The 20,172-nt window shown below is 61.7% G+C and carries 17 protein-coding genes; 7 read left to right on the forward strand and 10 right to left on the reverse strand.

What is annotated here, in order from left to right; translation table 11 throughout:
• Positions 1-31: 31 nt before the first annotated feature.
• Positions 32-523, forward strand: a complete 492-nt coding sequence (gene coaD / locus AC2FMM_RS14865; protein ID WP_496679842.1) for a pantetheine-phosphate adenylyltransferase — start codon at positions 32-34, stop codon at positions 521-523.
• Here coaD and gap (AC2FMM_RS14870) read toward each other — a convergent pair.
• From gap (AC2FMM_RS14870) to gap (AC2FMM_RS14880), 3 genes are all read right to left on the reverse strand, one after another.
• Positions 515-1,519, reverse strand: a complete 1,005-nt coding sequence (gene gap, locus AC2FMM_RS14870) for a type I glyceraldehyde-3-phosphate dehydrogenase (protein ID WP_496679844.1) — start codon at positions 1,517-1,519, stop codon at positions 515-517. The two genes, coaD and gap (AC2FMM_RS14870), sit on opposite strands and share 9 nt — an antisense overlap.
• A 92-nt stretch (positions 1,520-1,611) precedes the next feature.
• Complete coding sequence (locus AC2FMM_RS14875; protein ID WP_005983416.1) at positions 1,612-1,755, reverse strand: hypothetical protein; 144 nt, start codon at positions 1,753-1,755, stop codon at positions 1,612-1,614.
• A gap of 71 nt (positions 1,756-1,826) precedes the next feature.
• Positions 1,827-2,828 (reverse strand): type I glyceraldehyde-3-phosphate dehydrogenase, encoded by a 1,002-nt coding sequence (gene gap, locus AC2FMM_RS14880; protein WP_496796976.1) that lies wholly within the window; start codon positions 2,826-2,828, stop codon positions 1,827-1,829.
• A gap of 182 nt (positions 2,829-3,010) precedes the next feature.
• On the opposite strand from gap (AC2FMM_RS14880), the gene AC2FMM_RS14885 reads away from it, so the two are divergent.
• Positions 3,011-3,982, forward strand: coding sequence for a DUF808 domain-containing protein (locus tag AC2FMM_RS14885; protein ID WP_496796977.1), 972 nt, complete (start codon positions 3,011-3,013; stop codon positions 3,980-3,982).
• 57 nt (positions 3,983-4,039) lie between these two features.
• On the opposite strand, the gene tkt is transcribed toward AC2FMM_RS14885, so the two are convergent.
• Positions 4,040-6,061, reverse strand: coding sequence for a transketolase (gene tkt / locus AC2FMM_RS14890; RefSeq protein WP_496679851.1), 2,022 nt, complete (start codon positions 6,059-6,061; stop codon positions 4,040-4,042).
• A gap of 235 nt (positions 6,062-6,296) precedes the next feature.
• Here tkt and AC2FMM_RS14895 point away from each other — a divergent pair, with 235 nt between their 5' ends.
• Genes AC2FMM_RS14895 through AC2FMM_RS14905 form a run of 3 tightly spaced genes read left to right on the forward strand, consistent with a single transcriptional unit; the run spans position 6,297 to position 7,824 of the window.
• Positions 6,297-7,085: a hypothetical protein gene (locus AC2FMM_RS14895; RefSeq protein WP_496796978.1), complete on the forward strand. Its 789-nt coding sequence runs from the start codon at positions 6,297-6,299 to the stop codon at positions 7,083-7,085.
• Positions 7,085-7,480, forward strand: coding sequence for a cell division protein ZapA (locus AC2FMM_RS14900; RefSeq protein ID WP_496679855.1), 396 nt, complete (start codon positions 7,085-7,087; stop codon positions 7,478-7,480). Before AC2FMM_RS14895 ends, AC2FMM_RS14900 begins: the two co-directional genes overlap by 1 nt.
• Before the next feature lie 2 nt (positions 7,481-7,482).
• Positions 7,483-7,824: an MliC family protein gene (locus AC2FMM_RS14905; protein ID WP_496796979.1), complete on the forward strand. Its 342-nt coding sequence runs from the start codon at positions 7,483-7,485 to the stop codon at positions 7,822-7,824.
• A 9-nt stretch (positions 7,825-7,833) separates the two neighbouring features.
• Here the strand turns inward: AC2FMM_RS14905 and grxD are convergent, their stop codons facing one another.
• From grxD to AC2FMM_RS14935, 6 genes are all read right to left on the reverse strand, one after another.
• Positions 7,834-8,196, reverse strand: coding sequence for a Grx4 family monothiol glutaredoxin (gene grxD / locus AC2FMM_RS14910; protein ID WP_496741277.1), 363 nt, complete (start codon positions 8,194-8,196; stop codon positions 7,834-7,836).
• A gap of 202 nt (positions 8,197-8,398) precedes the next feature.
• A complete protein-coding gene (locus tag AC2FMM_RS14915; RefSeq protein WP_149775191.1) occupies positions 8,399-8,635 on the reverse strand; it encodes a BolA/IbaG family iron-sulfur metabolism protein in 237 nt (78 codons plus the stop codon).
• A 139-nt stretch (positions 8,636-8,774) separates the two neighbouring features.
• Entirely contained in the window at positions 8,775-10,934 is a 2,160-nt protein-coding gene (gene purL / locus AC2FMM_RS14920) for a phosphoribosylformylglycinamidine synthase subunit PurL (RefSeq protein ID WP_496796980.1), read from the reverse strand.
• Positions 10,935-11,022: 88 nt separating this feature from the next.
• Positions 11,023-12,096: a BamA/TamA family outer membrane protein gene (locus tag AC2FMM_RS14925; protein WP_496796981.1), complete on the reverse strand. Its 1,074-nt coding sequence runs from the start codon at positions 12,094-12,096 to the stop codon at positions 11,023-11,025.
• A gap of 84 nt (positions 12,097-12,180) precedes the next feature.
• Positions 12,181-14,454, reverse strand: coding sequence for a mechanosensitive ion channel domain-containing protein (locus AC2FMM_RS14930; protein ID WP_496679867.1), 2,274 nt, complete (start codon positions 14,452-14,454; stop codon positions 12,181-12,183).
• Between the two features lie 259 nt (positions 14,455-14,713).
• Positions 14,714-15,622 carry a LysR family transcriptional regulator gene (locus AC2FMM_RS14935; protein ID WP_496679870.1) on the reverse strand — a complete coding sequence of 303 codons (909 nt, stop codon included), beginning with the start codon at positions 15,620-15,622 and terminating at the stop codon, positions 14,714-14,716.
• Positions 15,623-15,791: 169 nt separating this feature from the next.
• Between AC2FMM_RS14935 and AC2FMM_RS14940 the strand changes: the two genes are divergently transcribed.
• Together AC2FMM_RS14940 and AC2FMM_RS14945 are read left to right on the forward strand one after the other, a co-directional pair.
• Positions 15,792-19,211 carry an indolepyruvate ferredoxin oxidoreductase family protein gene (locus AC2FMM_RS14940; RefSeq protein WP_496796982.1) on the forward strand — a complete coding sequence of 1,140 codons (3,420 nt, stop codon included), beginning with the start codon at positions 15,792-15,794 and terminating at the stop codon, positions 19,209-19,211.
• Positions 19,212-19,287: 76 nt separating this feature from the next.
• Positions 19,288-20,166 (forward strand): lysophospholipid acyltransferase family protein, encoded by an 879-nt coding sequence (locus AC2FMM_RS14945; protein WP_496711156.1) that lies wholly within the window; start codon positions 19,288-19,290, stop codon positions 20,164-20,166.
• The last annotated feature ends 6 nt before the right edge of the window (positions 20,167-20,172 follow it).

Below are 20,172 nucleotides of genomic sequence, written 5' to 3' on the forward strand. Positions count from 1 at the left end.
GCGCAGAAATTTTCTTGCTCAGGAGGCCCAGATGCGGGTTGGATTGTATCCCGGAACCTTTGATCCGATCACTTTGGGTCATATCGACATCATCCGTCGGGCGGCGATGCTGGTCGACAAGCTGGTGATCGGCGTTGCAATCAACCGCGACAAGGGGCCCTTATTTTCTTTGGAAGAACGGGTGGCCATGATCGAGGCCGAATGCGCCCATCTGACCGCGCAGACCGGCACCGAGATCGTCGCGCATCCGTTCGAGAACCTGCTGATCGACTGCGCCCGGGACGTGGGCGCCCAGATCATTGTGCGTGGCCTGCGCGCGGTGGCGGATTTCGAGTATGAATTCCAGATGGTGGGGATGAACCGGGCGATGGATGATTCCATCGAGACCGTCTTTCTGATGGCCGAGGCCCGCCACCAGGCGATTGCCTCGAAGCTGGTCAAGGAAATCGCCCGGCTGGGAGGGGACGTGTCGAAATTCGTCACGCCCCAGGTCAATATCGCGCTGAAAGAGCGGTTAGGCTAGGGCGCCCATCGCGGCGGCCGTATCCAGCATCCGGTTCGAGAAACCCCACTCGTTGTCATACCAGGCCAGAACGCGGACCAGCGTGCCGTCGGTCACCTTGGTTTCGGCCAGCGACACGGTCGAGCTGTGGGAATCGTGGTTGAAGTCGATCGAGATCAACGGGCGGGTTTCCGCGGCCAGAACGGTCGGGATCTTGGCCGCGGCTTCGGTGAACAGGGCGTTGACCTCGTCTTCGGTGGTGGGGCGTGATACTTCGACCACCAGATCGACGACCGAGACGTTCGGGGTGGGAACCCGGATCGCCTGACCGGTCAGCTTGCCCTGCAGTTGAGGCAAAACCAGCCCCACGGCCGAGGCCGCGCCGGTGGTGGTCGGTATCATCGACAGGGCAGCCGCGCGCGACAGGTACGGGTCCTTGCCGGCGGTGTCATGCACTGGCTGGCTGGCAGTATAGGCATGCACCGTTGTCATGTTGCCGTGCACGATACCCAGGCCCGCATCCAATGCGGCAGCGACGGGCGACAGGCAGTTGGTGGTGCAGGATGCGTTTGAAACCACGGTGTCGGCGGCGGTCAGTTCGTGTTCGTTCACGCCGAACACCACGGTCTTCACCTCGCCATCCCCGCGCGCCGGCGCCGAGATCAGAACCTTTTTCGCGCCGTTCTTGAAATGACGCGACGCGGCTTCGCGCGTGCGGAATACGCCGGTGCATTCCAGAACGACGTCCACGTCCGACCAGTCCAGCACCTCGGGGTCACGCTCGCTGGTCAGCCGGATCGGGCCGGCGCCCACGTCCAGCCCGGCCTCGGTCAGGGTGATCGGCTTGGCGTAGCGGCCATGCACGCTGTCAAACTCGAACAGATGCGCGTTCATTTCCGGCTTGGCCAGGTCGTTGATTGCGACGATCTGCACATCAGTGCGACCGCTTTCCATCAGGGCGCGCAGGACGCCGCGCCCGATCCGTCCAAATCCGTTGATTGCAAGTTTGAGTGTCATGTCGCGCTCCGTCTGAATGGCCGCTAAGCCGCGATTGAAATTAGTTAGCGCTAACAAAGGCAGTCAGGCGAAAATGTCAAGCAAAACCTCTGTCAGCGCCAGAACGCGACCCAATCCAAAAGGTCGTAGAACTTCTTGCCGAGGAATAGGAGATGCTCGGTTCCGACAAGGGCATAATCCAGCATCAGTCCACCCAGAATGAGCACGCCAAGCCAGATCGCGATTTGGTTTGTCATTGCCGCTCCGAACGCAAACGCCCGCCCAGATAACCTGAGCGGGCGTTTTCGCGCAAGCTTACTTGGCGATGTCAGTTAAGGCGCCCCATGGCGACGGCCACATCGGCCATGCGCACCGAGAAGCCCCACTCGTTGTCGTACCAAGCCAGCACGCGGACCATGCGGCCATCGACGACACGGGTCTGGTCGGGTGCGAAGATCGAGCTTTCTTCGGTGTGGTTGAAATCGGTCGACACCAGCGGGGCAGGTTCATAGCCCAGAACGCGCTGCATCGGCCCCTTGGCGGCCTCGGCGACGATGGCGTTGACCTCATCAACGGTCACATCGCGCGCGGCTCGGAATGTCAGGTCTACGGCCGATACGTTCGGCGTTGGCACGCGGATGGCCGAGCCGTCCAGACGCCCCTTGAGGTTCGGTAGAACTTCGCCCAGGGCCTTGGCAGCGCCGGTGCTTGTGGGGATCATCGACATGGCGGCGGCGCGGGCGCGGTACAGGTCATTGTGACGGCGGTCCAGCGTCGGCTGGTCGCCGGTATAGGCATGGATCGTGGTCATGATGCCGTTTTCGATGCCGATACCTTCGTCCAGAACCTTGGCAAGCGGAGCAAGGCAGTTCGTGGTGCACGAGCCATTCGACACCATCCTATCGTTGGCGGTCAGGCTGTTGTGGTTGACGCCAAATACGATCGTCTTGTCCACGTTCTTGCCCGGGGCCGACAGCAGAACCTTCTGCGCGCCACGCTCAAGATGCGTTTTGGCCTTCAGCCCGTCGTTGAACTTGCCGGTGCATTCCAGAACGACGTCGCAGCCTTCCCAGTCCAGCTCGTTCATGTCGTAGGTCGAGAACATCTGCATCGGCCCGCGGCCCAGGTCCATCGTGTTGCCGCTGATCGAGATCTCGCGCGGAAAGCGGCCGTGGATGCTGTCGTATCTCAGCAGATGCGCTGAGGTTTCAAGCGGTCCGGTGGCGTTAACCTTGATCACTTCGATGTCGTTGCGGCCTGACGCGGCGATGTGCGACAGGGTACAGCGGCCGATGCGGCCAAAACCATTGATGCCGACCTTGATGGTCATGTGACGTCTCCAAATCCGCTTGTGTTCTGGGCGATATAGCGATGATCGGTTCATCAAAAAAGGTAGAAAATGTCATATTTGCAATGTGTTAGCGCAAACTTGGCGTGGTTGCGCTAACGCTTGCGCTAGCTGTCGGATCGGTTAGGGTCCAAAGTGCGACGGATGAACGGAAAGGATGCGGCATGAGCGGTTTGCTGGCCCTGTTGGACGATGTGGCGGGAATCGCCAAAGTGGCGGCGGCCTCGGTCGACGATGTGGCGGCGGCCGCCGGCAAGGCGGGGGCCAAGACCGCGGGCGTGATCATCGACGACGCGGCCGTCACGCCGAAATACGTCCAGGGCTTTGCCCCCGCGCGAGAGTTGCCGATCATCTGGCGCATCGCACGGGGGTCGATTTTCAACAAGGTCATTCTGCTGCTGCCGGTGGCCTTGCTGCTTGCGAATTTCGCACCATGGATGATCACGCCCTTGCTGATGATTGGTGGGTCATACCTGTGCTTCGAGGGGGCTGAGAAGATCTTCCACGTGCTATTCCCGCATGGCAGCCACGTCATCGAAGAAGACATGAACGTCCGTGATCCGGGTCATCTGGAGGAGCAGAAGATCAAGGGTGCCATCAAGACTGATTTCATCCTGTCGGCCGAAATCATGACCATCGCGCTTTCTGCCATTGAGGCGCCAAATGTCTGGATGCAGGCGGCGACGCTGGCGGTTGTGGGGATCGGTGTCACGGTGGCCGTTTATGGCTCGGTCGCATTGATCGTCAAAATGGACGATGTCGGGCTTTATCTGGCCAAGAACGCGCTGACGTCAGTCGGCCGCGGGTTGGGCCGCGGGCTGGTCAAGGCGATGCCAAAGGTCATGAAGACGCTGTCGGTCGTGGGTACGGCGGCGATGCTATGGGTTGGCGGCTCGATCATGATCCATGGGCTCGAGGTGCTGGGCTTTGGCTGGTTGGCACACCACATCCACGATTGGGCTTATGCGGCCGGTCATGCCGTGCCCGATCAATGGGCCGGTGCGGTGGAGTGGATCAGCAAGGCCGCGATGGATGGCATGTTCGGGCTGGCCTGGGGGTTCGCTCTGATACCGTTGGCGACCAAGGTCATCGCGCCGCTTTGGCCCAATAAGACAGAGCAGAAAGCGGACCATTGAGGCACAAAGGAAAAGGGCGGCACGATGGCCGCCCCTTGAATGCTTGGTTCGGCTGGATCAGCCCAGCAATTCCTTGACCTTTGCAACCGTTGCCTCGGCGGTGATGCCGAAATGCTTGTACAGTTCGCCGGCGGGAGCAGACGCGCCAAAGCCCGACATACCGATGAAACCGGCCTTGGCCTCGCGGCCACGCTCGCCTAGCAGCCAGCGGTCCCAGCCGCCGGCACGGACGGCGGCCTCGATTCCGACGCGGACGGGGCCGGCGGGCAGGACCTTCTTGCGATAGGCTTCGTCCTGCTCGGCGAACAGCTCCATACAGGGCATCGAAACGACCCGGGTGCCGATCCCTTCGGCCTCGAGCATCGCTTTTGCCTCCATGGCCAGCGACACCTCGGACCCGGTGGCGATCAGGATCGCCTGACGCTTGCCCTCGGCCTCGGCCAGAACATAGGCGCCCTGGGCGGTCAGGTTCTTGGCCTTGTGCTGGGTGCGCACGGTCGGCACGCCCTGGCGGGTCAGCGACAGTACCGAGGGGCTGTCCTTGAAGGTCAGCGCCAGTTCCCAGGCCTCGGCAGTCTCGACGGTGTCGGCGGGACGGAACACATAGGTGTTCGGCGTCGCGCGCGAGATCGCCAGATGCTCGACCGGCTGGTGCGTCGGGCCGTCTTCGCCCAGACCGATCGAGTCATGGGTCATCACGAAAACGCTGGGGATCTTCATCAACGCGGCCAAGCGCATCGACGGACGCGCATAGTCGGTGAAGGCCATGAAGGTGCCGCCATAGGGGCGGATGCCACCATGCAGCGCCATGCCGTTCATCGCCGCGGCCATGCCGTGTTCACGGATGCCGTAGTGGATATAGCGGCCCTTGCGGTTTTCCGGCAGGAACACGCCCATATCGGCCGATTTGGTGTTGTTCGACCCGGTCAGGTCCGCCGAGCCGCCAACCGTCTCGGTCATGATCGGGTTCACGACGTTCAGCACCTTTTCCGACGAGGCGCGGGTGGCCAGCTTGGGCTGGTCTTCAGAGATCTGCTTTTTCAGCGCGCGGATCGCGCCGGCCAGCTTCTTCGGCACCTCGAACGCATAGGCACGGTTGAACTCGGCCTGCTTGCGCTCGGACAGTTGGGCGAAACGCTCTTCCCAGGCCGCGCGGTCCGCAGCGCCGCGAGCACCGATCGCTTCCCAGGCCGCTTTGACCTCGGCCGGGATTTCGAACGGACCGTAGGGCCAGCCATAGGCCTCTTTTGCGGCTTTCAGCTGCTCGGCATCGGTCAGAGCACCGTGACCTTTCGAGGTGTCCTGCGCGGCATGGCCCAAGGCGATATGGGTCTTGCAGGCGATCATCGACGGCTTTTTCGACGCCTTCGCCTCGGTGATGGCCGCGTCAATGGCCTCGGGGTCGTGACCGTCGATCTCGATTACATTCCAGCCCGAGGCCGCAAACCGGCGCACCTGGTCGGTGCGGTCGGCGATGTCCACGGTGCCGTCGATGGTGATATTGTTGTTGTCCCAGAACACGATCAGCTTGCTTAGCTCGTGCCGACCGGCCAGGGTGATCGCCTCCTGGCTGACGCCTTCCATCAGGCAGCCGTCCCCGGCGATCACATAGGTATAGTGATCGACGACCTTCTTGCCGTAATGCGCGCGCTGGATCTCCTCGGCCATGGCAAAGCCCACGGCATTGGCGATCCCTTGCCCAAGCGGGCCGGTGGTGGTTTCAACGCCGTCTAAAAGGAAGTTTTCCGGGTGGCCAGCCGTCTTGGCGCCCAACTGGCGGAAGTTCTTGATCTCGTCCAGCGTGACTTGTTCGTAGCCCGTCAGATACAGCAGCGAATAGATCAGCATCGAGCCGTGGCCGGCCGACAGGATGAACCGGTCGCGGTCGGGCCATTTGGGGGCGGATGCGTCGAATTTCAGATGCTTTTCAAACAGAACGGTCGCGACATCGGCCATGCCCATGGGCATTCCCGAATGGCCGGAATTGGCGGCCGCGACGGCATCGAGGGTCAGGGTGCGGATGGCCGCAGCCTTGGCCCAGTGTTCAGGGTTGGCATTGCGCAGCGCTGTCAGGTCCACGGATGTTTTCCTTTGGGTTACGGGCAGATTGCGCGCTGAATACCATTCACCCCTCAAAGTGCAAGCGGAACCGGCCGTGGCGCCGGGGGCGCGGTTGAACTGTGTTGTCCAAGTGGTTGAAAGCAAACACTGGGTATTTTGGCGCACATTCCGCTAGACTATGAATGAGATCGGGACGGCTTGATTCGGCCGGCGTAAGAAGAGAGCGAACCTTGGCAAAAGGGCAACAGGGGCAATGAGTCAGATCGAAGACCTTCACAGACGCATCACCGCCGCGATGGACCGGATCGGTGCCGGGATCGAGGCGATGCAGGCCGGAGGGGATGGCGGCGACGGCAAATTGCGGGTCGCGCTGGACGAAGAGCGTCTGGCCAACGCGCAGTTAGAGGAACGCCTGAAATCCGTCAAGGAGCGCTATGAGCAGGAAATCGACGCCTTGCGCGGGCAACTGGGCGAGGCCAAGTCCCAGCTTGCGGCGGTCGAAGCCGCGCGGGCCGAACTGGCCGAGGCCAAGGCCGCGCTGGAAAACCAGGATGAACTGGCGGCGTTGAAATCCGAGATCGAGAGCCTGCGTACCCGCCCGGATGACAGCGAGGAACTTGCCCAGCTACGCGCCGAGGTCGAGCGCTTGAAGCCATCAGAAGAAAAGGTCGAGTTGATGCGGAGCGAGATCGCCCGGCTCAAAGCGGAATTGGCCGACGGCGAACGTGTGGCCGAGCTGAACGCCGAGCTCGAGATGCTGCGCGCCGAGCGGGTGAGCCACGGCGCGGCGATGTCGCGCCTCGATGACGATCTTCAGCGTCTGCGCAAGGCCAACGCGCAGTTGCAGGAAACCGTGGAAGAGCTGCGCAAGGCAGTCGCGGACGGGTTGCCCGATGCCGAGCTGCTGAACCGCGCGACCGAGGCCGAGCTTGAAGCAATCCGCGCCGCGCGGGCCACGGATGCGGCCGAGGCCCACGCGGTTCTGGCCCGGCTCGAGCCGCTGCTGACCCATGCCAACCTTGCCGAAGGAGAGGTGGAGTAATGCCGGAAGTGACCATTCATATCGGCGGGCGCGGTTTCGAAGTGTCGTGCCGGGACGGGGAAGAGCCGTTCCTGCATGCCGCAGCCAAGCTGCTGGATGATGAAGCGCAGGTTCTGACCGACCAGATCGGACGCATGCCGGAATCCCGCATGCTGTTGATGGCGGGGCTGATGCTGGCCGACAAGGCTGCGGCGTCCGATGACAGGATCAAGGCGCTGGAGGCGCAACTGGCCGAGGCGCAGGCGGAACTGGACAGTCTGCGCAACGCACCGCCGCCCGAACCCGAGCGGGTCGAAGTGGCCGTTGTGCCGCCCTCGGTGACGGACACGCTTGCCGAGTTGGCGGCGCGTGCCGAGTCACTGGCGGAAATGGTTGCCGAGAAGTCAGGGAAATGAAAATGGGCCGTCTGACTGTTTTGGCCGGTATGGCTACACTGTGCGCGTCCATGGCGCAGGCCCAGATCGACATCTTGCCTGTCACCTTCACCTGCGAAGGTGGGGTCGAGCTTGCGGTCACGTATTTCAACCCACCCGAGGGTGACGGGGCAGCGGCCATGGTGGTGGACGGTCAGTTGATCGCCTTGCGGCAGGTTCCGAGTGGATCGGGTATCCGATACGAGTCGGTCGGCGGGCAGGGGACCTATGTTCTGCGGTCCAAAGGCTGGGATGCTGTGGTCAGTTTCGCCGCGGCCGGGGCCGGCAGCGAAACCGATGTTCTGAAGGGCTGTACAAGCCGCTGAGCCGCAGGCTCAGGCGTTGGCTTCGCGGATCTTGTCGGCGGCTTCCTTGTTGTAAGCCACGCCGTTTTCATCGAACAGGGTGTCCAACTCGCCCGACAGGGTCATTTCGGTGACGATGTCACAGCCGCCGACAAATTCGCCTTTGACATACAGCTGCGGAACGGTCGGCCAGTCTGAATAGTCCTTGATGCCCTGTCGAATGGTCTCGTCGGCCAGAACGTTCACATCGATGTAATCCACGCCCATGTAGTTCAGAACGCCTGCCACGCGCGAGGAGAACCCACACTGCGGCATCTCCTTGGTGCCCTTCATGTACAGCACCACGTCGTTGTTCTTGACGGTTTCATCGATCTGGGTCTTCACGTCGGTCATTTCGCGTTTCCTAGGCTGGGCCCGCCACGGCGGCGGGCAGTCATTTTCCGTGGTGGTCGCTCCACCGTTTGTCGGCTTTCAGGTTCTTGACGGGCTCCCGGTTCGGTTCATTGGCTTTCGTCATTTCGCCCGATTCCCGGGAAGGTTTCTCGATACTTTCTGCATCAGACCAGTCGACGGGTCTTGTTGCGTTTGCTCCGGGTTACTCCGGTGCGCGCGTGGTCAGGGCCAGCGCGTGAAGTTCTCCGTCAGGGCCATCCATCTTGCCCTTAAGCGCTGCATAGACGGCGCGCTGCTGCTGCACCCGGTTCTTGCCGCGAAAGCTCTCGTCCACGACCATCGCGGACATGTGCACGCCGTCACTTCCCCCGACCTTGATGTCCGCGTTCGGAAAGGCCTCGCGCAGCAGGGTTTCGATTTCATGAGCGCTCATCGGCATGTAGGTTCTCCTGAAGGTCTTTCCCAAGATGTAGAGCGATGCCAAAGCCCGTGCAAGGGGGCGCGGGCAAAGGCGAAACAAGCACCCTGCGCCAGTTCGGCAGGCGCAGGGTTCGGAGCGTAAAGGGTGTTAACGAGGCTCAGGCTACGGCCTCGGCAAAGCTGGTGCGATAGATCGTCGACAACTCGGCCAAAGGGGCCTCGGACGCGCCGATGCGCACGGTGTCGCCGGTAAACCGGCCGACGCTGGTGATGGGCACACCGGCCTGGCCTGCGGCGATCATCAGGGCTTCGGCCTGATCGAAATTGCAGGCCACAAGGTACCGGCCCTGATCCTCTCCGAACAGGAATTCTGTCGAAGCGTCCTCAAGATGCACGCCGACGCCGGACCCTTCGGCAAGTTCGAAAGCGGCAAGCGCCAGCCCGCCATCGCTGAGGTCGGTGCAGGCCTTGATCAGGTGACGGTTGGCGCGGATGAAATCGCCGTTGCGTTTCTCGGCGTCCAGATCCACATGCGGGGCGTCGCCGTCTTCGCGGTTGAAGACTTCGGCCAGCAGGGCGGATTGGCCCAGATGGCCTTTGGTTTCGCCGATCACCAACGCAACGTGGCCTTCGCGAACTTCGGTGCCGATGATTTCGTCGGCGTTCTGCAAAAGGCCTACCGCCCCAATGGTCGGCGTGGGCAGAATCGCCTGGCCATCGGTTTCGTTGTACAGCGACACGTTGCCCGAAACGATCGGCATGTCGAGCGCCGAACAGGCCGCGCCGATGCCCTTGATGGCGCCGACGAACTGGCCCATGATCTCGGGCTTTTCGGGGTTGCCGAAATTCAGGTTGTCGGTGGTCGCCAGCGGTTTGGCACCCACGGCGGTCAGGTTGCGATAGGCTTCGGCCACTGCCTGCTTGCCGCCTTCTTCGGGGTTGGCGCGCACATAGCGGGGCGTCACATCCGAGGTGAAGGCCAGCACCTTGTCCGTGCCGTGCACGCGGACCATGCCGGCGCCCAGGCCAGGGGTTCGGGCGGTATCGGCCATGACCATGGTGTCGTATTGCTCATAGACCCACTGTTTGGCCGCGTAGTTGGGCGAGGAGATGAGTGCGCGCAACCCGTCAATCGGGTCGATCTGCGGCACTTCGGCCATCTCTTCGGCGACAGGGGTCGGAACCCATGGACGGTCGTATTCCGGCGCACGGCCCGACAGCGGCGAAAGCGGCAGGTCGGCTTTGACCTCGTTTCCGTGCATGATCAGGAAACGGTCCTCGGCGATTGTTTCGCCAACGATGGCAAAATCCAGGTCCCATTTCTCGAATACGGCCCGAGCCTCGGCCTCGAGCTCGGGCTTCAGCACCATCAGCATGCGTTCCTGGGACTCGGACAGCATCATCTCGTAGGCGGTCATGTTCTCTTCGCGCTGGGGCACGCGGTCGAGGTCGAGCTTGATGCCCAGCTTGCCCTTGTCGCCCATTTCCACCGCGGAACAGGTCAGGCCAGCCGCGCCCATGTCCTGAATCGAAATCACGGCGCCGGTCTGCATCAGTTCCAGCGTCGCCTCCATCAGGCGTTTTTCGGTGAAGGGGTCACCGACCTGCACGGTCGGGCGCTTTTCCTCGATCGTGTCGTCAAATTCGGCCGAGGCCATCGTGGCGCCGCCCACGCCGTCGCGGCCGGTTTTGGCGCCCAGATAGACAACGGGCATGCCCACGCCCGACGCGGCCGAGTAGAAGATCTTGTCGGCATCGGCCAGCCCGGCGGCAAAGGCGTTCACGAGGCAGTTGCCGTCATAGGCCGGGTGGAACCGCACCTCGCCGCCTACGGTCGGCACGCCGAAACAGTTGCCGTAGCCACCGATGCCTTCCACCACGCCGTTGACCAGCTGGCGGGTCTTGGGGTGGTCGGGTTCACCGAAGGAGAGCGCGTTCATCGCCGCGATGGGCCGTGCGCCCATGGTGAACACGTCGCGCAGGATGCCGCCCACGCCGGTTGCAGCGCCTTGATAGGGTTCGATGTACGAGGGGTGGTTATGGCTTTCCATCTTGAAGACCACGGCCTGCCCGTCGCCGATATCGACCACACCGGCGTTTTCACCCGGGCCGCAGATCACCTGAGGGCCCGAGGTAGGGAGGGTTCGTAGCCATTTCTTCGAGGACTTGTAGGAACAGTGCTCGTTCCACATGGCCGAGAAAATCCCCAGCTCGGTAAAGGTCGGCTCGCGCCCGATAATCTCGAGGATCATGTCGTATTCTTCGGGCTTCAACCCGTGCGCGGCAATCAGTTCCGGTGTGATGGCGGGCTCTTGCATTGTCTGTCCTGTCCCCAAGCTGGCCGATATTGCGCGCCTTTTAGGGCAAGGGCGCGCCGGGGGAAAGGGCCAAGAACGCGCAGCCGTGTCAGAACCGCTGTCCGACATAGATGTAGAGGTTGTCCTCCTGCTGGTCGTTGCGGCTTACATCTATCGAGAAATCGAGCGGAAATTTCTTGGAAACCCGGTAACGCGCGCCGATCCCGTAGGCCGAATTGGTGCCGTTGTCGCTCAGATCGCTGAAACTCTGGCCGGTTTGCCCCACGCCAGCAAAGGCGATGAGGCCGATGCGCTCGCCCACCCGCTGGCGAAGCTCGACCTGCAGAGAAGCCGAGCGCAGATCGAGAAGCTGGGTTGCCGAAAACCCTCGGAAGGCATCCACCGTTCCGATGCCGCATTGATCGAAGAACGGTGTCTCGGACGAAGCGGCACAGACAGATAGCCGGCTGGCGATGACACCGTCGGCCCAGGGGCTCAGGTAAAACGTGTAGTTGAGGTAGGACTTGGAATAATCCTGCACCAGCCCGCTGAGCCCGTAGCCCTGTGATGCTTCGAAATGCAGGACTTGGCCGCTGGTCGGGTAAATCGTGTCATCCCGTGTATCCCAGTCGGACACCAGGCCCAAATTCCCAACCTCGACATTCAGAAACTGGTCGAAGGGAGGTGGGATCGGCGGCAGTCCCGCAAAGGCGGGGGTGATGGTCGTGTCGAGATACCGGAAGGTCACGCCGAAGGACAGGTCAGGCGTTACCCCATAGGACAGCCCGAGCCTGCCCAGAAAACCGTCCTGACGGATGGGGATCACACCAACCCCGGTGAAAAGGTCGTATTGGACGTCTGCTGTCCCGTAGAGTGCCTCGATGATCCAACGGTTGTTGTCCATATTGAGTTTGAATGCACCGGCTGCGGCCATGCTGCCATTGCCGGAGCGCAATCCACCGGCACCTATCACCGAAGGGTTGGATCCTTCGTCCATCTGGAAAAGATACCCAGCGCCCAGAATGAGGCCGGAACCGATTGTAGGGTTCGAAAAAGGAATCGGGGCGACGACGATCGATCCTCGCTGAAATCCGACGATTTCGTCTTCGGTGTAGTCGTCCAGAACTCCGAGGTTCTTGTCGAGGACACTATTGGCGTCCTGCGCCGCCGCTGCACTTGCCAAGGCGACGCCTGCGCTTGCGAGAAGCGGCCTGACTAGCGATCGCAACACGCGGACACCACTGTCTTTGCGCTTGGGCACACCGTCCTATTTCTTTCCCTGCTGTTGCTGCTCGGCCTGTTGTTCGGCCTGCTGAGTTGCGATTTCACCGGCAGCCGCACTGATGGCCGCTTTCTGTTCATCTGAAAGATGTTCCGTCTCCTCCAGGCCCGGGATCGCAACGCGGACCTCGCGGCGGGCGAACTCGATGCCGTTTTCGTTGAAGGCGGCCTTCACCCGGTTGAAGATCTCCTTGCGCAGGGTGAACTGCTTGCCCGGTTTGGCCATGAACTTGCCGCGGATGATCATGCCGACATCGTCGAAATCGAACACGCCCTGCGATTTGAAGGGCTGCAGGAAACCGTCCTTGTGAACCGGGTCCTCCATCATCTCGGCACCGATCTTCTTGAAGATCTTCTTGACCTTGTTCGGATCGGTGTCGAAGGGCACGGTAAACTTCAGCTTCATGATGACCCAGTCGCGGCTGTAGTTCGTTAGTTTCTGGATCTCGCCATAGGGAATGGTGTGCACCGGGCCGCGATGGTGGCGCAGTTGCATCGAGCGGATCGAGATCTTTTCGACCGTGCCGGTAGTACCGCCCACGTCGACGTATTCACCGACGCGGAAAGCATCGTCGATCAGGAAAAAGATGCCGCCCACGATGTCCGAAACCAGTTTCTGCGCGCCAAAGCCGATAGCCAGACCCAGGATACCGGCACCAGCCAGAAGCGGCGTGATGTCCAAGCCCAGCGCGCCCAGCGCCAGCAGGGCGAAGATCACCGAAATCGCGACCTGAGCTGTCACGCGCAGCAAAGGCAGAACCGTGGCCAGGCGTGAGCCGCCGGCACCGCCGCCTTCGCCGGCTTCCTCGTCGGGGCTCTGCTCCGAGGCTGTCTGCTCCTTGGCCAGGCGGCGGTTGATCCAGAGCGAGACCACCTCGTTCAGGATGTAGCCGACCGCGATGATGATGAAGAACTGAACCAGCTTGCTGCCCGTTTCAGAATCTCCGCCCGCGATTTCCTGCAGGTCCAGATCCCATGCGTTGGCGATCATCAGGACGACCAAAACGCCGGCCAGAACGCGCCCGATGCGGATATAGCTGCGCTTGGTTGCCCTGTAGGCGCGTTCAGCGACCGGCCCGTCACCGATCATCGGCGGCAACAGATGGCGGGTCAGTCCGCGGATAAAGGTATCGAGCGCCGGCGCGATCAGCAGCCAGAACATGGTGACGTAATGCGCGCCCCCCGCCAGCAGGGCGAAAACCCGCGGGTCGCGTTGCGCGGCGAGGAATTCGACCAGCAGCCAGGTGCCGATGGAAACGGCAATGGCGAAATAGGGATAGTAACGCGCCACCTCTTCGTCGAACTGCGTGCGATCTGGGTCCGAGCCGCGCATCATTTCGGTCAGCCCTTCGCGGGCCGTCCAGGCCATTACGGCGATGTAGATGTGGATCGAGGTGTTCAGCCAGAACCCTAGCCGCGACTCGCCCGGCTGCACGCCGTTCATCATGTTGAAATCCAGGATGAACATGGTGAAGCCGATCAGCAGAAATAGACCGATCAGGTTGCGATGCAGGTACTTGGCCCATTTGTCGTCGATACTGACCAGCCGCAGCCGGGGCTGCTGTGGGGCAAGGATGAACCGCGAGATCGCCGCCCCCAGCCGCGGGAACCAGATCAGATAGAACACGAAGGGCCCCGCCTGTTCGATTTGCGCATCGTCCAGAAATCGGCGGCCAACGAAAACCAGCGTGTAGTAAAAGACCAGCAGGCCCAAAAACTCGCCGCAGAAGCGTTTGAACAGGTAAAGCACTGCGCCCTTGAGGTCCGAGGACGCGTCTTCGGGGATCAGCCGGATCCAGCGGCGGGTCCACAGGCCGAACAGCTTTTCAGCCGCATACCCGATCGCAAGCGCCAGAAAGGTGAACCCGAACAGGGTCATGAGGCCGTTTGCGCCGAATTTGTTGCCGAAATTGGAGAAGGCCTCGACCTGGGCCGATATCAGAACCGGGACCTTGCGGATCACGTCCATCCATGATGCCGCCATCTGGCTGGCTGAGTCCGAAATGGTCTGAATCAGGCCGCGCTTTGTGCTCTGCTGTTCGGCTTGCTGCCTTGCGACCGCGTCCAACCGTTCCAGCAGGATGGCGCGCACCTGGTCGTCGGACATACGGGCGACCAAGTCATCGACTTGTTCGGGAGTCAGATCTTCGGGAATCGACACCGGGGCGGCGGAACTGCCGGTCTCTTGGGCCGCTGCGGGTAGGGTCAGCATGAGGGCCGAAACCGCCGCCATCAGAATACGCAAGAAATGTGTTGCCATTATTCCCTCGATCACAAAATGATTGTTTTTCGCGATCATAGGCAGCGCAGAGCGCATTTTACAAACAAAACGCGACCGGATGCGGCGTTGATGAAAAAAAGGCCGAGCACTAAGCTCGGCCGTAGTCCAACAGGGAGGTATGAAGATGATGAGCGTTTCAGCATCATCGCCTTCGAGTGGTCATTTAGGGATCAGTTTGTGAACGATCAAGAATTTTTTGCACGTGAGTCTTCATGGCCGCTATGCGATTCGTGCATGGCTAAAGCTTTCCCAGCTCTTTCAGATGCTTGCGGTGCGCGATGATCTCCTCCTGCACGAAGTCACGGAAAGCTGCGACCCGTTTCGAGTGACGTAGTTCCTCGGGATACGCCAGATAGACAGGCACCTCGGCGGTTTCGATATCCGACAGAATCGGAACCAAGTTGGGAAAATCTTCGGTTACGTAGTCAGGCAAAACACCAATGCCAAGGTTGTTCAGCACACCTTGAAGGACGCCGAAATAGTTGTTTACGGTCAGCAACGAGCTGGGCTCATACGTCATAAGATGGCTGACCATCGTGGCTCCGACGCCAACTTGCGGGGCCGAGGGTGTCTGGCAAATCAGACGGTGCTTGGAAATGTCTTCCAGCGTTTGTGGCGCTCCGCCGTGCATCTCGAGGTATTCAGGCGTTGCATAGAGCATCATCCGAACGGTCATCAGGCGTTTGCGCACCAGATCGGCCTGGCTGGGTTCCTTCATGCGGATCGCGACATCGGCCTCGCGCATGGGCAGGTCGAGGACGCGCTCTTCCAGCATCAAATCGATGTTGAGATCGGGGTATTGTTCGTACAGTTTCGGCAGGCGTGGGGCGAGCCACAGCGTGCCGAAGCCGAATGTGGTGGTGACGCGCAGGACGCCAAACACCTCTTCTTCGCTGTCGCGGATGCGGGCGGCGGCAGTTTCCAGCCGCTTGGACATGGCGGTGGTGGCATCGAACAGAAGCTCGCCCTGTTCGGTCAGAATCAGGCCGCGCGCGTGGCGATGAAACAGCGTGGCGCCCAACGCCTCTTCCAAGGCACGAATCTGGCGGCTGACGGCGGATTGGGACAGGTTCAGCTTGTCGCCGGCATGCGTGAGGCTGCCGGCATCCGCCACCGCGTGAAAGATTCTGAGCTTGTCCCAATTCATCGTCGCAACTTTCGTTATGTTTTCGCAGAACTATATGAAACAGGTAGCAAGTTCCACATTCAAAGGCGGAAATCGTTACGCTGCAGGGGGATTTTCCTATACAGGTCAGAAATTGTGACCTAAAATGACGGCAAATGCAGCACACTGTTCCGACGTGGGGAGGCGTCTGATGAGTCAGCCAAAGATTTCGCTCAACGACCGTTTCGATCTGACCAAAAGCCCGGTTCTTCTGAACGGCACGCAGGCGCTGGTGCGCCTGATGCTGATGCAGAAGGAACGCGACCGGGCGGCGGGCCTCAATACTGCCGGTCTGGTCACTGGTTACCGGGGTTCGCCTTTGGGGGCGGTCGACCTGCAGATGTCTCGTGCGCAGAAGCAGCTGGCCGAAAACGACGTGGTGTTCCAGTACGGCCTGAACGAGGACCTGGCCGCGACGGCGCTGTGGGGCAGCCAGCAGGCGGGTCTGCGCGGCGATGGAAAGTATGACGGCGTGTTCGGCCTATGGTACGGCAAGGGGCCGGGTGTGGACCGGTCGGGCGACGTCATGCGTCACGCCAACATGGCCGGAACCGCCAAGCACGGCGGCGTTCTGATGGCGATGGGTGACGACCACACCGGCGAAAGTTCGACCGTGCTGCACCAATCTGAATGGTCGATGGTCGACATGTACATGCCCGTGGTCAGCCCGGCCGGGGTGCAGGAAATCCTCGACTATGGAATCTACGGCTTTGCGCTCAGCCGGTTTGCCGGGGTCTGGGTCGGGCTCAAGACGATGAAGGATACGATCGAGGTGACCTCGGTCGTGGATGGCCGGCCCGATAGGATGCAGCTGGTGACGCCGGAATTCGACATGCCCGAGGGCGGGCTGAACATCCGTCTGGGCGACACGCCGCACCTGCAGGAGGCGCGGATCATCGACTACAAGCGGTTCGCGGCCGAAGTGTTCTCGCACGCCAACCGGATGGACCGGCGGGTCTGGGGCAAGCCCGGGGCCAAGATCGGCATTGCCGCGGCGGGCAAGAACTGGCTGGACCTGGTGCACGCCATGTCGCTGCTGAACATCGACGAGGCCGAGGCCGAACGGCTGGGTATCACCACCTACAAGATCGGCCAGACCTTCCCGTTGGACATGAAGGGGTTCCATGATTGGGCCGAGGGGCTGGACCTGATCATCATCGTCGAAGAAAAGCGCAAGCTGATCGAAGTGCAGGTCAAAGAGGCGATCTTTGATGACCGTCGCGGACGTCGCGTGTACGGCTGGTACAAGGGCGGGGCAGGCACGCTGCACCGCGAAGAGCTGTTCCCGACCCGTGGGGCGCTTGATCCGATCATGATCGCCGAGAAGCTGGGCGAGATCCTAATCGAGGAAGGTCGCGAAACCGACGGAATCCGCGCAGGGCTGGCCAGCCTGCACGAGGCCCGCCGCAACGACAACGCGCAGGAGATCGCGACGCGGCTGCCCTATTTCTGCTCGGGCTGTCCGCACAATAGCTCGACCAAGGTGCCCGAAGGTAGCCGGGCCTACGCCGGGATCGGCTGTCACTACATGGTGCAGTGGATGGATCGAGAGACCACCGGCTTTACCCAGATGGGCGGCGAAGGCGCCAACTGGATCGGTGAGGCGCCGTTCTCGACTACGAAACACGTGTTCCAGAACCTGGGCGATGGCACCTACAACCATTCGGGCGTTCAGGCGATCCGGGCGGCGCTGGCGGCCGGAACCAACATCACCTTCAAGATCCTGTTCAACGATGCGGTCGCCATGACCGGCGGGCAGGAGAACGAGGGCCATTTGACCGCCGAGCGCATTGTGCGCGAGGTCAAGGCCATGGGCGTCCAGCATGTGGCCGTCGTCTATGACGAGAAGGAAGACGTGAACTTCAAGGCGCTGCCCGGCGACGTGGAAATCCACGAACGGGCCGAGCTGATGGCGGTTCAGAACAAGTTCCGCGAGATCGAAGGCGTGTCGGTCATCGTCTACGTCCAGACCTGCGCCGCCGAGAAACGCCGCCGCCGCAAGCGCGGCACCTTCCCGGACCCGGACAAGCGCGTCTTCATCAACTCGGACATCTGCGAAGGCTGCGGCGATTGCGGGGTGCAGTCGAACTGTGTCTCGATCGTGCCCAAGGAAACCGAGCTGGGACGCAAGCGGGCGATCGACCAGTCCAGCTGCAATAAGGATTTCTCGTGCCTCAACGGGTTCTGTCCGTCCTTCGTCACGCTGGAAGGTGCCAAGATCCGCAAGGAAGCCACCACCGAAATCGACATCCCCCATCTGCCGCAGCCGGTTCTGCCGCAGATCGAGGGCACGCATAACGTGGTCATCACGGGCGTCGGCGGCACCGGAGTCGTGACCATCGGGGCGGTTCTGGCGCAGGCCGCGCAGATCGACGGCAAAGGCGCGGGCATGATGGAAATGGCCGGGTTGGCGCAGAAGGGGGGCGCGGTGCACATCCACTGTCGCCTGGCCAACAAGCCCGAGGACATCAGCGCCATTCGCGTGGCCACCGGCGAGGCGCATGCGCTGATCGGCGGCGACCTCGTGGTGTCGGCCGGGGCCAAGACGCTGGGGCTGACGCGCACTGGTCAGACCGGCGCGGTGGTCAACAGTCACGAGATCATCACCGGCGATTTCACCCGCAACACCGAGTTCCACATTCCGGTCGACCGGCTGGAATTAGCGCTCGAGGCGCGGCTGAAGGACGGGCTGGCCCTGTTCGACGCGACCGAGCTGGCACGCGCGGTGATGGGCGACTCGATCTATTCCAACATGATGGTGTTCGGGGCGGCGTGGCAGCGCGGTCTGCTGCCGGTCAGCCATGAGGCGATTATGACCGCGATCGAGCTGAACGGCGCCGCGGTCGAGCGCAACAAGCGCGCCTTCGAGGTCGGCCGCTGGGCGGTTCTTCACCCCGAGGAAGTGGCGCGCATCGTGGCCCCCACGGTGACCGAGTTGCCCAAGACGCCCGAGCAGGCCATCGCGTTCCGCGCCGATCATCTGGTGGCCTATCAGGGCAAACGGTTGTCCAAACGCTATCTCAAGCTGGTCGAGTCGATCGAAGACCCGAAGGTCCGGGATGCCGTCGCGCGTGGCTATCACAAGCTATTGTCCTACAAGGACGAATATGAAGTGGCCCGCCTGCTGCTGGACAGCCGCGACAAGGCCGCCGCCGAATTTGACGGCGACATCAAGATGACCTTCCACCTTGCTCCGCCGATCCTGGGAGGCAAAGGGCCGGACGGGCGTCCGCGCAAACGGCAATTCGGCGAATGGCTTCTGTGGCCGATGAAGGTTCTGGCCAAGCTGAAGGGGCTACGTGGCACGCCGCTGGACGTCTTCGGTTATACCGCGGAGCGCCGGATGGAGCGGGCCTTGATCCGTCAGTACGAGAAGGACATGAAAGAGGTCCTGCCCAAGCTGGATGACAACACCCGCGATGCGATTGTCGCGCTGGCGCGGTTGCCGCTGGACATCCGCGGTTTCGGTCCGGTATTGGCCGCCAACGAAGCCAAGGCCGCCAAGCGGCGTGAGGAACTTCTGGCCGTGATCCGGCAGGGAGGGACCGAGACGCGGGCTGCGGCCGAGTAACGTCACATCGGTGTCACGGAGGCGCGGTAGGATCAGTGTCCGCGCCGTCCGATGACGGCCTCGCCGGAGACCCGTGATGAAATCACGTCGCCAAGTCGCTCGGGATATTTCCTACGCCCATTCTGCTGAAACGCGGGGTGGGCGCATGGTCATCAAACTGATGGAGAACACGACCGGTCGGCTGCGCCTGATCCGGCGCGCGGATGGTTACGAGCGAGAGGTCGCCAATGGCCGCGATTTCTGGTCGGTCATGGTCGAACGCTACGGGCTGAGCCTGAATGTGGTGGGCGGGGCGCTGTCCAACATCCCCAAGGACGGCCCGCTGATCCTGATCGCCAACCATCCTTACGGGATCCTGGATGGATTGATGATGGGGCATGTGCTGTCCCAGACCCGTGGAGATTTCCGGATTCTGGCCAATCATGTGTTCCACAAGGCCGAGGACCTGAACCGCATTATCCTGCCGATATCCTTCGATCAGACCAAAGAGGCGATGCGGCTGAACCTGCAGACTCGCAAAACCGCCTTGGATTATCTGGGGCAGGGTGGCGCAATCGGAATTTTTCCCGGTGGCACGGTCAGTACGGCGGCCCGGCCGTTCGCGCACCCGATGGACCCGGGCTGGCGCGGTTTCACCGCGCGGATGGTGGCCAAATCAAACGCCAACGTGGTGCCTTTGTTCTTCGATGGGCACACCTCGCGGCTGTTTCAGATTGCCAGCCATCTGCATGTGACGCTGCGCATGGGTTTGCTGATCAAAGAGTTTAGAAAGCGCGTCGATACCCCGGTTGATGTGGTCGTGGGGCAGCCCATCGGCCGCGACGTTCTGGACCCATTGGCCGGCGATACGCGCAAGATGATGGATTTCTTGCGCAAAGCCACGTATGAGCTGTCTCCGAAGCCGCTGAAGTCGTATGACTATGGCTATGAATTCGAGGAACGGCATCGCGCCTGAAGGGGC

It is taken from the genome of Ruegeria sp. BHSC043 (assembly GCF_059612985.1).

Bases quoted from the DNA above. Each gene is read 5' to 3' on its own strand.
- AC2FMM_RS14875 (WP_005983416.1), bottom strand. From the start codon at position 1,755: ATGACAAACCAAATCGCGATCTGGCTTGGCGTGCTCATTCTGGGTGGA.
- AC2FMM_RS14900 (WP_496679855.1), top strand. From the start codon at position 7,085: ATGCCGGAAGTGACCATTCATATCGGCGGGCGCGGTTTCGAAGTGTCG.
- AC2FMM_RS14935 (WP_496679870.1), bottom strand. From the start codon at position 15,622: ATGAATTGGGACAAGCTCAGAATCTTTCACGCGGTGGCGGATGCCGGC.
- AC2FMM_RS14905 (WP_496796979.1), top strand. From the start codon at position 7,483: ATGGGCCGTCTGACTGTTTTGGCCGGTATGGCTACACTGTGCGCGTCC.
- AC2FMM_RS14940 (WP_496796982.1), top strand. From the start codon at position 15,792: ATGAGTCAGCCAAAGATTTCGCTCAACGACCGTTTCGATCTGACCAAA.
- purL (WP_496796980.1), bottom strand. From the start codon at position 10,934: ATGCAAGAGCCCGCCATCACACCGGAACTGATTGCCGCGCACGGGTTG.
- gap (WP_496679844.1), bottom strand. From the start codon at position 1,519: ATGACACTCAAACTTGCAATCAACGGATTTGGACGGATCGGGCGCGGC.
- AC2FMM_RS14945 (WP_496711156.1), top strand. From the start codon at position 19,288: ATGAAATCACGTCGCCAAGTCGCTCGGGATATTTCCTACGCCCATTCT.
- coaD (WP_496679842.1), top strand. From the start codon at position 32: ATGCGGGTTGGATTGTATCCCGGAACCTTTGATCCGATCACTTTGGGT.
- AC2FMM_RS14930 (WP_496679867.1), bottom strand. From the start codon at position 14,454: ATGGCAACACATTTCTTGCGTATTCTGATGGCGGCGGTTTCGGCCCTC.
- gap (WP_496796976.1), bottom strand. From the start codon at position 2,828: ATGACCATCAAGGTCGGCATCAATGGTTTTGGCCGCATCGGCCGCTGT.
- AC2FMM_RS14895 (WP_496796978.1), top strand. From the start codon at position 6,297: ATGAGTCAGATCGAAGACCTTCACAGACGCATCACCGCCGCGATGGAC.
- AC2FMM_RS14915 (WP_149775191.1), bottom strand. From the start codon at position 8,635: ATGCCGATGAGCGCTCATGAAATCGAAACCCTGCTGCGCGAGGCCTTT.
- grxD (WP_496741277.1), bottom strand. From the start codon at position 8,196: ATGACCGACGTGAAGACCCAGATCGATGAAACCGTCAAGAACAACGAC.
- AC2FMM_RS14885 (WP_496796977.1), top strand. From the start codon at position 3,011: ATGAGCGGTTTGCTGGCCCTGTTGGACGATGTGGCGGGAATCGCCAAA.